This window comes from Candidatus Riesia pediculischaeffi (genome assembly GCF_002073895.1).
GTDB lineage: Bacteria > Pseudomonadota > Gammaproteobacteria > Enterobacterales > Enterobacteriaceae > Riesia > Riesia pediculischaeffi.
Window position 1 is genome coordinate 169,657 of the sequence record NZ_CP012839.1, and the last position, 13,693, is coordinate 183,349.

Sequence of the window (13,693 nt, forward strand, 5' to 3'; positions counted from 1 at the left end):
TTCGTTCATATCACCATTTTGATCAATCGATCCATCTTTGTCCTATGTATTCGATCTATTCTTCTTTGAACTTTTTCGGGATAACTGCAGATATTTTCAATCTGTTCGTAATGTAAGATAGACCTTGTATGTAGCTGTATGAATCGCATCTCCTTTTCGATCTGGTTCGAGTTTCTTTCCATCGGATCGTGGATCAAGATAGCGTTTTCCAGATCGAAATACCACGATCTACGGTTAAAATTGTTTCCTGTGATCAACTGCCAGTTCGAATCAATCCATATACCCTTGAGATGATAGCTGTGATTATCATATTTCCAATGTCGTATGATCAACTGTCGGTTGTTGACAAATCTCTGTAGGATATTTACGAAATCTCTCAAATTAATCTCGTAGAGATAAGGTAGGATGTTAATCCATCTGAAAGATCTTTTTTTTGGATCAACGTAAAAATCATTTGTCGTTTTATCTCCCACAATAATTTCTATCCTCTTTCCAAAAGTTAACAATTCTCGGATCATTTTGATCATTTCTACGGGAAGGTTAAAATATGGAGTACAAATCGTCATATATCTTTTTGTACTACCCATCAGGTTCAATATAGTTCGATTCAAATAGTTTCTCCGTCCCATCCCGATGATTGGACATACAGAGAGTTCTTCGTTGGAAGCGATATTCTTAAACTGATAATGACACTTTTTTAATCTTTTTCGAAACTGATTGGTATACCTTTTTCTAAACTTAATAAATTTATGATCGATATCATATCTTTGAACAGCTGGAGATCTTAAGATCTCTTTATCAATGAAATTCTTCATTATTTTAGCGAGATCTGCATTATGAAACATATGATATCGATCGTATCGATGTCTTTTCTCCTTATGAAAATATAAATTGCTAATACTCGCTCCGCTGTAAATAACGCTATCATCAATGATTATCCCTTTCAGATGAAAGGTACCGAATATCTCTATCATACCAACTGGTATACCGAATATACGTATCTCATGATTAGAGAAATTAAGAGAAAGTAAACGATACCAGTCCTTATTAGTCATCAACTGATTATTTGATTCTCCTATCCTATTTCTTTTAGCACGGTACCAATCTACCATGATCTTGATATCCAAATCTGGTTCTCTTTTTTTAGAAAGAGAAAGAGCTTCGAAAACTTCTTTACCTGAGTCATCTTTTTCAAAATAAAGAACTGGAATATAAATATGTTTTTTCGCAACCTTTATTTTTTCGAGGATGATCTTCCTAAAACTTCTTGCTCGATACAAAGTTATCATATCAGATGGTATTTGAGGTAACTTCTTTAAGTTTGTTAAAGATTTATGATAATTCAAATTATTTTTAATAGAAGTTAACATACAAAAATCTAAAAATTAACTATCATTTAATTTATTAGATCAAAAAAAAAATATGATCTTCTGTATATCCCAAGGCTTAATCAACCAGTCAAAAACATTAAAGATCTCTATATAAACTTGATCAAAGATCAATCTTTTATCTCTTACATAAACGTTCAAAAAGATAAAGACTATAAAGAAATTCGGTAATACCTATTAATTATTTTTATGAAAGAAATTTTATATTCTTTCGAGACAGAAACTTTATAAATCGAATATATTTGAAATATTTCTCAACTTCTAAAGGTTATCGAAAAACAATCTTTCAAATCAAACCATGTCGAACATCTTTTATAAGGCCTTCAATGAAATTCTGATCGAAATCAGAAAGATATACATGATTTAACGAGTTGAAAAATATGTAAGAGAGTTCTTACCGTTAAATTTCGGGTACAGAGAACAACAGAAACGATTCTATATTCAAAAAAAAAAGAACAATCCTACCAAAATATTCTATATATAATTTGTAAAAATCTTAACAACGAAACCTTTAACAGATTATTCTTTCGATAATTCGTACAATAAACTCAAGGAAATAAGCATCAAACTAAACTATTTTTCCATTTCCAGAAAATCACCCAACGGTTTTCCTCCCAATAAATGCATATGAAGATAACTTACTTCTTGACCTGAATTTCTATTACAATTCATGACCAATCGATATCCTGAATCATGTATTTTTTTTTCTCTTGCTATCTTAGAGCATATCAGAACCATATGACCTAACAATCTCTCATGATTCTCCGTTATATCATTTAGATTTACGATGTATATATTGGGTACGACCAAGATATGGATCGGACATTTCGGTTTGATATCCTCGAAAGCAGTTACTAGATGATCTTGGTACACTATCTTAGAACTTACTTCCTTGCATATTATTTTATGAAATATTGTTCTTTCCATCATATTTGTCCATTTTATAGATTTATTTGATGAAACGGTATATCTTTAAATAACCTAAAAAAATTTTCAGTAGTTTTCGTCGTAAAAACAGATATATCAATGTTTTTAATCGAAGAAACACAATCCGCGATATGTATTAAATTAGACGGTTTATTCATCCTTCCTCTCAATGGAACAGGAGAGAGATATGGAGAATCTGTTTCTATCATTAATCTATCCATTGGAACAAATTTTGCAGAACTTTTCACCTCATGAGAATTTTGAAAAGTCACCACCCCAGAAAAAGAGATGTACATACCTAAATCTAGAAAAATTTTTGCTTGATATTTATTTCCAGTGAAACAATGAATGATTGCTCCACATTCTTCCAATCCTTCTTCTCTTACTATCTTATAAACATCTTCGAAAGAATTTCTCATATGTATTATGATAGGTTTCTTTAATTTCTTAGCTACTTTGATATGCTTCAAAAAAGAAAACCTTTGAAAATCCATATCTTCAGAAGAACAATTTCTTTGATAATCTAATCCAGTTTCACCGATTGCAACGATATCCTTACTGTTAGAAGCTTTCAACAAAACATCAAAATTTATATTTTTATCTATCATAAGCGGATGAACACCGCACGAAAAATAGATATACTTCCGAAGATCTGAACGAATCTTAAAGTTTTTGAAATCATCCAGCTTTACCGAAACGGACAACATACATCTAACGTTGTTCTTTATCGAATCTGATACGACATCGTTAACATTATACGGAAGATTATTACCGCTCGGATAATATTGTAAATGACAATGCGAATCTGACAGAAACATAAAGTACCCTGCTTTATATGAAACAACTTCTCAAATTACAAGTTTGTATGATGATTTGTAGATCTAAATTTGTAAAAGAAACTACATTCAAATTCCTTACAAATTTTTCTAAACTTTCAACCATTGACAACAAAGTTCTTGTAGAGACAACCTTGTTGATGTACCTAATTAAATCTAATTTATCCTGATTGATACAATTAAAAACAGCATTCTTTCTATATTTTATGGAATCTAAAAGTAAAATCATTAACAATGATATCTTTTCAAAGACATCTTCCTTTCTGAGCTCCCTTAAGAATCCAACAAGATCGTTTCCATGAATTATATTCTTTGTAAACTTAAAATAAAATGATTCCCTACTGTCCCAATTTTTTTTCTTTAAGAGATTTAAAGCTTTCAAAGGAGAACCAGAATGTGATCTGGTGGCTATTCTTACGTTAATTTCTGGAAAACTGTGATTCTCATTTATCCACTTCATAACCGTTTCATCACTGGGTTCTTTCAAAGAGAAATGAAGACATTTGCTATTTAAAGAAGATAAATATGGGAGGATTTGATGACATTCTAAAAAAAAATAGGTATTTTTCTCCGAAAAATCTTCCAAAATTTTTATCAGACAATACCTCGCTTCCTTCGTCAATAATCGAATCTCCTTTATCCAAACTACTCTCTTAGAATTATAGATAGTATAATTCTGAACAATTTCACCGATCTTTCGGATATCTTCAACCTTTATAGAGTTCTCTTTTTTTAAGACATCTATCTTATAAAAATCTGGATGTATATCAGATGAAACCATTTTGCAGTTCTCACACTGATTACAAGTTGCGATATCACGACGCTTCTCACACATAATCCAACGAACCAATGCACGCACGAGAAGCTCACTTCCAACGCCAAGGTTAGAATACAACAGTATGGAAAGACATCTTTTCTTCTTCATAAGAAGCGCAACCAATCTTCTATAATCTTGATCCAACCAAGGATACCAAATCATCAAGCTTCACTCCGAAAGTGATTTCTTACAAACTTGTGCAATTTAATACGTAAATCATCTTTAACAACGTTCAAACTACGATTAGCATCAACTATCATATAATTCTTTAACTTCTTTATTGAATCTAAATATCGATGACGAACACCATGAAAGAAGTCCAGCGACCTTCTTTCAATCCTATCTGATCTCGAATACGTTCTATTACGAACCCTAGATATCCCTACCTCTGGAAAAACATCGAGATAAATGGTAAAATCTGGTCCAATCCGTCCGACCGATATTCTATGTATCTCATCGATATCTTCATCTACTACTCCACTCTTTCCTCCTTGATAAGCATATGATGAAAGAAAACACCTATCTCCAATAACCCACTTTCCACACCTCAGATATGGTGATATCACATTTTTTAGCAGTTGTATACGAGCAGCATAAAACATAAATAATTCTGTTTTAATTGAAATCTTTTCTATGTGTCTTCTCTTCATCAAATTTCGGATCTCTTCTGAAATCGGTGTTCCTCCAGGTTCTCTAACAGTTGAAACATTTGAAATACCTTCTTGGATCAATATCTCTTTGATGACTTCCACCATCGTCGTCTTACCAGACCCTTCTAAACCTTCTACAGCAATATAACGACCGAAATTATGACCATTATCCATAAATTCAATAACTTTTCATTTTAAAATAAAAAATTGAAATTTAAACTATCTAATATGCCGTTGTTCAAAACGATTCATCTGTTTTCAGAAAATTAAAATCGGTATACAAACGATAACACCACTATATCCTAAAGATCAACGATAAACACTATAAAATTTGATTTTATCAAAAATTCATTTGAATATTAACATTATTTGAACAGTTCAATTTAATATAAACAGAGATACATCAGAGTTTGAGGAAAAATTTTTCAAAGATTCGAAAATAACCGATTATCTTATAAAATTATTGGAACAAGAAAATCAAATAAATCTCTGGATTTTTTTTTCCATATCGTTCTTTTTCGATCATGTGATAAAATTCTATTTATCGTAAAAATCGGCATTAAAGAGTTGGAGATGAAGATCTCTTCACTTGAAAGAAATTCTTTTAAGGAATCGTTCGTATATACGATACGATATCTAGTACTCTTTAGAATGTCAATTATTCTCCCTCGTGTTATCCCTTCTACTCCAGAATAAAATAGGTCGGGAGTGCAAACCCTATCCATTGTTCGAAAAAAAATATTTGACGCACAACATCCCACCAAGTTTCCTTCTGTATCTAAAACGATGCATTCATCAAACTCATAAGAAACGGATTCTCTCTTTATCAACACTTGCTCCAACCTATTCAAATGCTTAATCCTGGACAACCTATGATTCCTACTGATCCGAAAAGTACTAAAGGTTAGATCTATTCCGTTTTTCCTTTTTTTATGGTAATCTTCCGGATATTCCGTCAAAGATATGATCAAGTTAGGAAAAGGTAAACAAGTTTTCCAATATCCCCTTTTGCACTCCCCTCTACTAATGATAACCTTGATAACCGCAAGATCATCCTCATTGTAGGATGCTGCATTGAATATCCCTTTTTTTACATTCTTCCAATTCACTCCATCGATAAACAAGAGATCAGAAGAAATTCGCAATCTCTTCAAATGATCGTCGATAAATAGCGGCTCCCTATTCTTTACCATAATTGTCGTAAAGAAACCATCTCCGAAATGTATAGATCGATCATCAATGGATAAGAGATGACTTTTCTTTCCATTAATCCAATGTATTGACATATTCAAGAATAATGTTTTTATAGCTCGACATCATTCGATGAATTAAAAAATAATCATCAAATGACGATCTATAAAGCTGTTAAATCCGATAATCTACAAGCACAGTGTTAAAAAATCTCTACGATTCAATGATCTTTCTCTAAAAATCCTTTTAGACTTTTGCCTTGCGTTCTAACTCTTTTTGAATATACTGTATAGCAAACTGAACCGTTGTAATCTTTTCAGCTTCTTCATCTGGTATCTCAACACCAAACTCCTCTTCCAACGCCATGACTAATTCGACAGTATCTAAGGAATCAGCTCCGAGATCTTCTACGAAAGAAGAATCATCTAGTATGTTCTCCTGTTTTACCCCCAACTGATCTGATATTATTTTTTTGATTTTTTTTTCAATGGTAACGTTCATGATATTTTCCTGTATATTTTTTTACAAATGATGATAACGAACTGTAATAATAATCGACTTCTCCAATTAGATCATTGTAATTCCACCATTAACATGTATCGTTTCTCCAGTAATATAAGAAGCATAATCGGACGCTAAAAATAATACAACACTCGCAACTTCATCGGATGTACCGAAACGTTTCATAGGAATATAGGAAAGTATTTCCTTTTTTCTATTTTCGTTCAGATTTTTTGTCATTCCAGCATTAATAAAACCAGGAGAAACTACGTTAACTGTGATTCCATATTTAGCAACCTCCATGGCGAGGGATTTACTGAAACCAATCAGTCCAGATTTAGAAGAAGAATAATTAGTTTGACCAATATTGCCTCTAAAACCGACCACAGATCCGATTGATATGATCCTACCGTATTTCTTTTTGATCATCGATCTTATTATTGTTTTAATGATATTGAATATCGAAACTAAATTAACATGGATGACATCTTCCCAATCTTTTCTCGACATTCTGACCAATAAGTTATCCCTCACTATTCCAACGTTGTTGACCAAGATATCTATTCCTCCAAAATCTTTTTTGATTTTGTCGAAACAATTTAGAACAGATTTTTCATCCTGAACATCCATGACATATCCTTTTCCGCCGTTTTTAACATAATCATCTATTTTCTTTGCGCCGATACTATTCGTTGAAGTACCAACCACTGTAGCTCCACTTCTCATCAATAACTTGGATATTGCTACACCGATTCCTCTACTAGCCCCTGTAACCAAAGCTAGTTTTCCATAAAGATTCATGTTACCCACCTTTTATTTTAATTAAAGAAGACCTTATAGAATCTATATCATTTACAGCAAACGAATCACATCTTTTTCCAAGAATTCTTCGATTCAACTTGGTTAAAACTGATCCGGGACCAATTTCTAAGAAACAAATGTAACCTTTTTCGCTAATTAAATCGATTGTTTTTTTCCATTTTACGGGACTATACATTTGCTTAATCAAGGATTCTTTAATTTTATTAGGAGAGTATTCGATCGTTGCATCGACGTTATTAACTACCGCGATCTTAGGTATCTTAAAACCTACTTTCTCTATAATTTTTTTGAATTTTTGCGCTGCAGGTTTCATAAGTGCACAATGAGATGGAACTCCGATTGAAAGTTTTTGCACCAACTTAGCTCCATATTTTTTACATAAATCTGCTACTTTTCTGACACATTCTGTTTGACCAGATACAACAACTTGCCTATCCGAATTAAAACTAGCGATTGAGACTGTTTTTGTATAACTTTTACTAATTTCTTCACATAATCGAGATACCTTTCTTACGTTCAATCCGATGACAGCGTACATTTCTCCATTTGTATAACGGACAGATTCTTCCATCAACTTACCACGTAATTCTACCAATCGAACTGCAGTTTTAAAATCAATTACCTCTGAACTAACTAAAGCAGAGTATTCTCCAAGACTATGTCCAGCCATAATCCCCGGCATTCCACCTCCTATCTTTTTCCAAACCCTCAAAATAGCAATAGAAGAAGATAGGATAGCAGGCTGAACGATGCTAGTCTTCTCCAATTTTCCTACAATTCTTTTTTGCGTTGTTTTCCATAGGTCATATCCTAAAATGTTAGAAGATTCCCAAAAAGTTTCTTGAACCTCTGGATATCTTTTTGAAAGTTCAGATAGCATGCCAACCGATTGCGATCCTTGTCCCGGAAATATCATACAAAAACGAATCATATCTGGATTGCTTAAAAAATTATTAATGCTGATCCCCATACAAATCCTCCTCCAAATGATTCCAACAATACTTTATGTCCTCTCTTAATTCTTCCATCTCTAATGGCCTGATCTAAAGCAGTTGGAACAGAAGCTGCCGAAGTATTTCCATAGCGATCTAACGTAATAATTATTTTTTTCATAGATATTTTTAACTTCTTGGAGATGGCTTGAATGATTCTCAAATTAGATTGATGTGGTACTAACCAATCTAATAGACCTCTATCCAGACTATTTACTTTCAGAGTCTTTTCTAAAATTTCCGTCAATTTATTTACAGCAACTCTAAACACCTCGTTACCATGCATTTTTATATACGAAGGAGAGACTTCTTTATCAAACTCTTGTTTTTTGAGCTTCAACAAATTTTCGAAGGTTCCGTCAGAATATAGATGAGTAGATAATATTCCTGGATTCTTTGAATCTACGACAACTATCGCTCCAGCTCCGTCTCCAAACAGAATCATAGTATTCCTATCTTTTGGATCCAAAAATTTTGATAATACATCAGAACCGATAATCAACGCTGTTTTAATCGTTCCATTCTTGATGTACTGATCGCATATACTTAAAGCATATGAGAATCCAGCACAAGCTGCCGCAACATCAAAAGCAACACATTGTTTTATTCCTAACATCTTCTGAATACGACAAGCAGCGCTTGGAAAAGCATAAGAAGAAGACGTAGTAGCTACGATAATTAAGTCAACCTTATCGACTTCTATGTTAGCCATTTCTAACGCTTTCTTTGCAGCTTCAGCTCCCATCACACAAACGTTTTCTTGATAATCAGCCATTCTCCTCTCTTTGATCCCGGTCCTTGAAATTATCCAATCGTCTGTAGTATCAAACATTATTTCTAAATCCGTATTTTTTATGATCTTTTTTGGAAAATAACTTCCAGTTCCTAATATTTTTGTATACATTTTAGTCTATTTTCTTTGTAAAATGTCGAATCAAATATCATAAGTTAAACGCTAACAATCACAATCTATATTACATATTCGTCTCATACTGAAGACTAGCATGATAAAGATTACTTTCGACGAATTTTTAACGGATGCTCAAATTTGATACATATCCTTTAATAAGGGTTTAATATTCTGAAAAGTTCACAAACTTTCTTTATAAAAAGAAATTACATGATGTTACAAATGTCTTAAAATTCTATTACATCTTCTCTTAATATATAATAGATATCTCCATTAAACATAGATAAAGTTCTCTCTACATTGAGAAAAGTATTTAAATAAAAAAGACTGTTACTCTTTTAAAAGAATTGATCACTTTGAAAAAAATGAACGGAAGGAACCCTGAAAATATTCGAGAAGTTTCAAAAACTAGATGAACCTTAAAAATCATCATCTTGGTTAAACAACCTACACTTTCGTTAAGAAATCTTTAATTAGAGGAAAGTGAACAACTTTTTAAAATAAATTTCGATTTTAAATAAAGAGAAAAATAAAATTAAAGTATTTTCTTTCCTTTATAAAAACCTTCTGTTGTCATATGATGACGAATATGGGTTTTTTTCGTAGTTTTATCGATTGATAATATTGGAACCTTTATCGAACTGTGAGAACGACGCATGTCCCTCTTAGATCTGGTTTTTCTATTCTGTTGCACAGCCATTTCAATTTACCAACAAAGATTATATGGGAACCATAACTCTCTCGTGATTATCGCATAAATGATAGAAATAATCAAGATATCTACGATAGACAAGCGAACCTTACAAAAATATTCTAATAATAATACAATATATCTACCCTTCGTTGGTTCATATTTAACATCTGAAGTCGGCCACATACAAATAATTGAACTATCAGGAATTGTTAGAAATTAAAGCTACGAAAATCTCGAAAGAATTTATTAACATCAATTATTTGATTCAAAAGTAGTATGAGATTGAAGATGTAATTCAAACGTTCTGTACCAACTATTTATCAGGTAAATGATTCTTAAATCATACAACACAAGCGTTCTTACTTTCGATCGTTCTCCCTGATCCACATTAAACATTGTTCTAGATTCTTATCTATCGGGGATAAAAAAGTTAGATCCACCAGGTTTTTGGGATGGTTTATAGTGATCGAACGAGCATGCAAAAACAATCTTTTCAGACCAGATTTCTTCAGAAGTTTATCTAATTCTCGGTTTCCGTACCTTTTATCCAATACAATCGGATGGTTAACATATTTTGCGTGCAATCTGATCTGATGATTTCTTCCAGTGGTTGGAGTTGCCACCATCAGCGTAAAAGATGAAAATCTTTCTTTAACCGTAAAAAGAGTTTCTGATTTTTCATCATATTTTGAAGATTCTCCTATTCTCCTTCTTTTTATCTTTTTTTTTGATAATGTACATGATATTCTATCAACTTCGTCCGGCCAGATTCCATGAGCCAAAAAGATGTATCTTTTGATAACTGTTTTAAGTCGAAATTGATTTTGTATGGTTCGAAGAGAAGTTATAGATCTCGCTAATAATAGAATTCCAGAAGTCTCCTTATCTATTCGATGAATTAACTCTAAATAATTTCCGTCACGAAAAACTTGCCTTAAGATCTCTATAATTCCAAAGGTAGACTTGCTTCCTGAATGAACGGGAATTCCAGAAGGTTTATCTAGTACTAAGATTTCAGAATCTTCGTAAATTACTCTTTTTTTGATCCAATAAAATTTACTCTTCTGCGGTAAATATTGTATATCTTTACGATAAGGAAAAGAAATCGGTATCTTGATGATATCTTTCGTTTCAACTTTATATTTTGGATCAATTTTACGATCGTTTATCTTTATTTTTCCTATCCGAATAAATCGATAAATTAAACTTTTTGGAACGTTCTTAAATGTTCTAAATAGAAAATTGTCGATTCTTTGATGCCAAAAGTTCTTATCAACAAAAATTAGATTGAATTTCATTATATTTTTGTAGTTTTTCGAATATAATTTTATAAAATTTCTTTATTTATAATTTCGTTGAAATAATCAACAAATTTAATTTAAAAATTTATGTTTCATTTAAAATATATAGAAAAGATAGTTTAAAACAACAAAGATTTTAAAAAATCGAATCAAGTTCATATTTATTTGAATCCACAGAGATAAAGAATTTAAGTTAGACCGTTGATATTATCAATCAACATCACTGTGTCAAATAAAATTCATACGAAAATTAATACTTTACACAATATAATCATTATTATTTCTAAATACTTCTACCACTTTTGACCAAACTGGTACAACAAAAACAGAAATAATCAACAGTTTGTGAATTTTTAAAAGAGTTTGATCATGAAAAGAATGTTAATCAACGCTTCTCAGAAGGAAGAACTTCGTGTTGCTATTGTAGATGGTCAGCGTCTTTACGATTTAAATATAGAAACCATTAGACGAGAAAAAAAAAAATCAAATATATATAAAGGAAAAGTAATTCGACTGGAACCAAGTTTAGGAGCAGCGTTTATAGATTATGGATCAATGAGACATGGTTTCTTACCGATTAAAGAAATCGCTAAAGAATACTTCTTAAATCAATGCCGTGGAAACCCTAGATTGAACATAAGAGATATTTTGAAAGAAGGACAAGAAATTATTATTCAAATCAGCAAAGAAGAGAGAGGACATAAGGGTGCATCTCTAACAACTTTCATTAGTTTAGCAGGATGTTATCTGGTATTAATGCCGAACAATCCGAAAGCTGGTGGAATATCTAGAAGAATAGAAGGTGAAGATAGAGCAGAGATCAAAGAAATTATACCCTTACTTAATGTTCCAAATGGAATGGGTTTGATCGTCCGAACAGCTGGTTTGGGAAAATCAACCGAAGTTTTGCAAAAAGATCTTCAATATCGACTAAATCATTGGGAAGCAATTAAAAAAGCTTCCTTGAATAAAAATGCTCCGTTTTTAATTCATCAGGAGAGTAACGTCATAATTAGGGCTATTCGAGATCATCTTCATCCGGACGTACAAGAAATTATTATAGACGAGTTTGAAACTGTAGAAATGGTTAAAAACCATATTGAATCAATTGGAAGAAAAGAGTTTTCAAACAAAATAAAACATTACAGCGGAAAAATACCGATATTTAGTCATTATCAGATCGAATCTCAAATTGAATCAGCTTTTCAAAGGGAAGTTCGTCTGCCATCTGGAGGATCTATAATGATAGATACCACGGAAGCTTTAACTGCGATCGATGTAAACTCTTCACGATCAACAAAGGGGACAGATATTGAAGAAACCGCATTCAATACTAATTTAGAAGCAGTAGAAGAAATTGCGAGACAATTAAGATTACGTGATCTTGGTGGGTTAATAGTGATTGATTTCATTGATATGTCAATTCAAACCCATCAGAGAGAGATAGAAAACAAGATTCGAGAAGCTGTTCGTAAAGACCGAGCGAAAGTACGATGTTCTAGAATATCTAAATTTGGATTATTAGAGATGTCCAGACAAAGATTAACCTCCTCACTATGTGAATCAAGTCATTATATTTGTCCACGTTGCAATGGGTCCGGGACTATCAGAGATGATGAATCTTTATCCTTATCTATCTTGAGAATTATTGAAGAAGAAGTCTTTAAAGATAACACGCATGAGGTACACGCTATCGTTCCTATTCAGATTGCCTCTTATATATTGAACAAGAAGAGAAACTTTATAAATGATATTGAACGTAAGAAGGATGATATCAAAATTATTATAGTTCCGAACAACCGTATACAATCACCTCAATTTAATATCATTAGAATTCGTAAAGGAGAAAGAGTATATTCTACTAATTATTATCTTGCGAAGTACAACAACTTTGGAAATAATTACCTCTCTTCTGTTCATTCTAATCAAGCAAGGAGAACATACGTCAACAAATCTTCCATGTTTTCAAACGATCCTTACAAAACAAAATTTAAAAAGATACGAAAGCCTAACATTTTTGAAGATACGGAAAATAGACTGGAGAATATCACTTTCAAAAGTTTCCTAAAAAATTGTCACCAAAATTGGAATAATTTGATTCTTTACTATAAAAAATTGTATCAATCTCTGTTAAAAAAAATCGAACAAAAGTTAAAAAACAGGGAAGATACGGAAAAAAAAGTCGACAACAAGATCATATGAGGATTTCATGTCAACTTACCGATAGATAAAAAAATGAACTTACGATTTACATGAAATAGATGTTTACATTGATAATGCATCTAAAATCGCTCTCTTTCGGTATTTAAAAATTATCTCTTCTGTTTAAATTATGAAAATGTATAGAAAAATTATTTTTCATTGAACTTCCATAATATTTTTCGATAATTCATTTAAACATCATCTAATGTAACAAAATAAATAACAATCTCCGTATATCATTATGAAATAAAAAGCTTATCTAAAATTTTAAAAAAACATAACAACTAAGATATATACGAAAATCTATAAAATCCTTCTATCAATATGCGATAGATTAAACGATATATAAAAATCTATTTCAAAATCATTCATTGTAGGCATACCTATTAAACTAACTTTCTGAGAAATTCAAAATATTAAATACGACGATTTAAATAAAGTTATAAATTCTATAAAGGATAT

General features: G+C 31.6%; 12 protein-coding genes and 1 pseudogene. 1 reads left to right on the top strand and 12 read right to left on the bottom strand.

Annotated features, from left to right (window positions below):
* Positions 1-5: 5 nt before the first annotated feature.
* The 12 genes from pssA to AOQ87_RS00945 all read right to left on the bottom strand — a co-directional run bounded on the left by pssA (position 6) and on the right by AOQ87_RS00945 (position 11,026).
* Complete coding sequence (gene pssA / locus AOQ87_RS00890) at positions 6-1,370, bottom strand: CDP-diacylglycerol--serine O-phosphatidyltransferase (protein WP_080626497.1); 1,365 nt, start codon at positions 1,368-1,370, stop codon at positions 6-8.
* Positions 1,371-1,961: 591 nt separating this feature from the next.
* Positions 1,962-2,318 (bottom strand): HIT domain-containing protein, encoded by a 357-nt coding sequence (locus AOQ87_RS00895; protein WP_039719489.1) that lies wholly within the window; start codon positions 2,316-2,318, stop codon positions 1,962-1,964.
* Between the two features lie 11 nt (positions 2,319-2,329).
* Positions 2,330-3,133: a TatD family hydrolase gene (locus AOQ87_RS00900; RefSeq protein WP_080626498.1), complete on the bottom strand. Its 804-nt coding sequence runs from the start codon at positions 3,131-3,133 to the stop codon at positions 2,330-2,332.
* A 13-nt stretch (positions 3,134-3,146) separates the two neighbouring features.
* Positions 3,147-4,130, bottom strand: a complete 984-nt coding sequence (locus tag AOQ87_RS00905) for a DNA polymerase III subunit delta' C-terminal domain-containing protein (protein ID WP_080626499.1) — start codon at positions 4,128-4,130, stop codon at positions 3,147-3,149.
* Positions 4,130-4,792: a dTMP kinase gene (gene tmk / locus AOQ87_RS00910; RefSeq protein WP_080626500.1), complete on the bottom strand. Its 663-nt coding sequence runs from the start codon at positions 4,790-4,792 to the stop codon at positions 4,130-4,132. The genes AOQ87_RS00905 and tmk overlap by 1 nt, the downstream gene beginning before the upstream one ends.
* 278 nt (positions 4,793-5,070) lie before the next feature.
* Positions 5,071-5,904, bottom strand: a complete 834-nt coding sequence (gene pabC, locus AOQ87_RS00915) for an aminodeoxychorismate lyase (RefSeq protein ID WP_080626501.1) — start codon at positions 5,902-5,904, stop codon at positions 5,071-5,073.
* A 151-nt stretch (positions 5,905-6,055) separates the two neighbouring features.
* On the bottom strand, positions 6,056-6,310 hold the full coding sequence (acpP, locus tag AOQ87_RS00920; RefSeq protein ID WP_039719485.1) for an acyl carrier protein: 255 nt from the start codon (positions 6,308-6,310) through the stop codon (positions 6,056-6,058).
* A 66-nt stretch (positions 6,311-6,376) separates the two neighbouring features.
* Positions 6,377-7,111 carry a 3-oxoacyl-[acyl-carrier-protein] reductase gene (gene fabG, locus AOQ87_RS00925; RefSeq protein WP_080626502.1) on the bottom strand — a complete coding sequence of 245 codons (735 nt, stop codon included), beginning with the start codon at positions 7,109-7,111 and terminating at the stop codon, positions 6,377-6,379.
* Position 7,112: 1 nt separating this feature from the next.
* Positions 7,113-8,102 carry an ACP S-malonyltransferase gene (fabD, locus tag AOQ87_RS00930; RefSeq protein WP_236858665.1) on the bottom strand — a complete coding sequence of 330 codons (990 nt, stop codon included), beginning with the start codon at positions 8,100-8,102 and terminating at the stop codon, positions 7,113-7,115.
* Positions 8,075-9,028, bottom strand: coding sequence for a beta-ketoacyl-ACP synthase III (locus AOQ87_RS00935; RefSeq protein ID WP_039719483.1), 954 nt, complete (start codon positions 9,026-9,028; stop codon positions 8,075-8,077). Before AOQ87_RS00935 ends, fabD begins: the two co-directional genes overlap by 28 nt.
* Before the next feature lie 541 nt (positions 9,029-9,569).
* The gene (gene rpmF, locus AOQ87_RS00940; RefSeq protein ID WP_039719482.1) at positions 9,570-9,734 is read right to left on the bottom strand and encodes a 50S ribosomal protein L32; all 165 of its coding nucleotides are present in this window, start codon (positions 9,732-9,734) and stop codon (positions 9,570-9,572) included.
* A gap of 353 nt (positions 9,735-10,087) precedes the next feature.
* Positions 10,088-11,026 (bottom strand): RluA family pseudouridine synthase, encoded by a 939-nt coding sequence (locus tag AOQ87_RS00945; RefSeq protein WP_080626503.1) that lies wholly within the window; start codon positions 11,024-11,026, stop codon positions 10,088-10,090.
* A gap of 372 nt (positions 11,027-11,398) precedes the next feature.
* On the opposite strand from AOQ87_RS00945, the pseudogene rne reads away from it, so the two are divergent.
* Positions 11,399-12,916: pseudogene (gene rne, locus AOQ87_RS00950) on the top strand (ribonuclease E); the annotation flags it as partial.
* Positions 12,917-13,693 lie beyond the last annotated feature (777 nt).

Bases quoted from the DNA above. Each gene is read 5' to 3' on its own strand.
- rpmF (WP_039719482.1), bottom strand. From the start codon at position 9,734: ATGGCTGTGCAACAGAATAGAAAAACCAGATCTAAGAGGGACATGCGT.
- AOQ87_RS00905 (WP_080626499.1), bottom strand. From the start codon at position 4,130: ATGATTTGGTATCCTTGGTTGGATCAAGATTATAGAAGATTGGTTGCG.
- fabG (WP_080626502.1), bottom strand. From the start codon at position 7,111: ATGAATCTTTATGGAAAACTAGCTTTGGTTACAGGGGCTAGTAGAGGA.
- tmk (WP_080626500.1), bottom strand. From the start codon at position 4,792: ATGGATAATGGTCATAATTTCGGTCGTTATATTGCTGTAGAAGGTTTA.
- AOQ87_RS00935 (WP_039719483.1), bottom strand. From the start codon at position 9,028: ATGTATACAAAAATATTAGGAACTGGAAGTTATTTTCCAAAAAAGATC.
- pabC (WP_080626501.1), bottom strand. From the start codon at position 5,904: ATGTCAATACATTGGATTAATGGAAAGAAAAGTCATCTCTTATCCATT.
- pssA (WP_080626497.1), bottom strand. From the start codon at position 1,370: ATGTTAACTTCTATTAAAAATAATTTGAATTATCATAAATCTTTAACA.
- acpP (WP_039719485.1), bottom strand. From the start codon at position 6,310: ATGAACGTTACCATTGAAAAAAAAATCAAAAAAATAATATCAGATCAG.
- fabD (WP_236858665.1), bottom strand. From the start codon at position 8,102: ATGGGGATCAGCATTAATAATTTTTTAAGCAATCCAGATATGATTCGT.
- AOQ87_RS00945 (WP_080626503.1), bottom strand. From the start codon at position 11,026: ATGAAATTCAATCTAATTTTTGTTGATAAGAACTTTTGGCATCAAAGA.
- AOQ87_RS00895 (WP_039719489.1), bottom strand. From the start codon at position 2,318: ATGATGGAAAGAACAATATTTCATAAAATAATATGCAAGGAAGTAAGT.
- AOQ87_RS00900 (WP_080626498.1), bottom strand. From the start codon at position 3,133: ATGTTTCTGTCAGATTCGCATTGTCATTTACAATATTATCCGAGCGGT.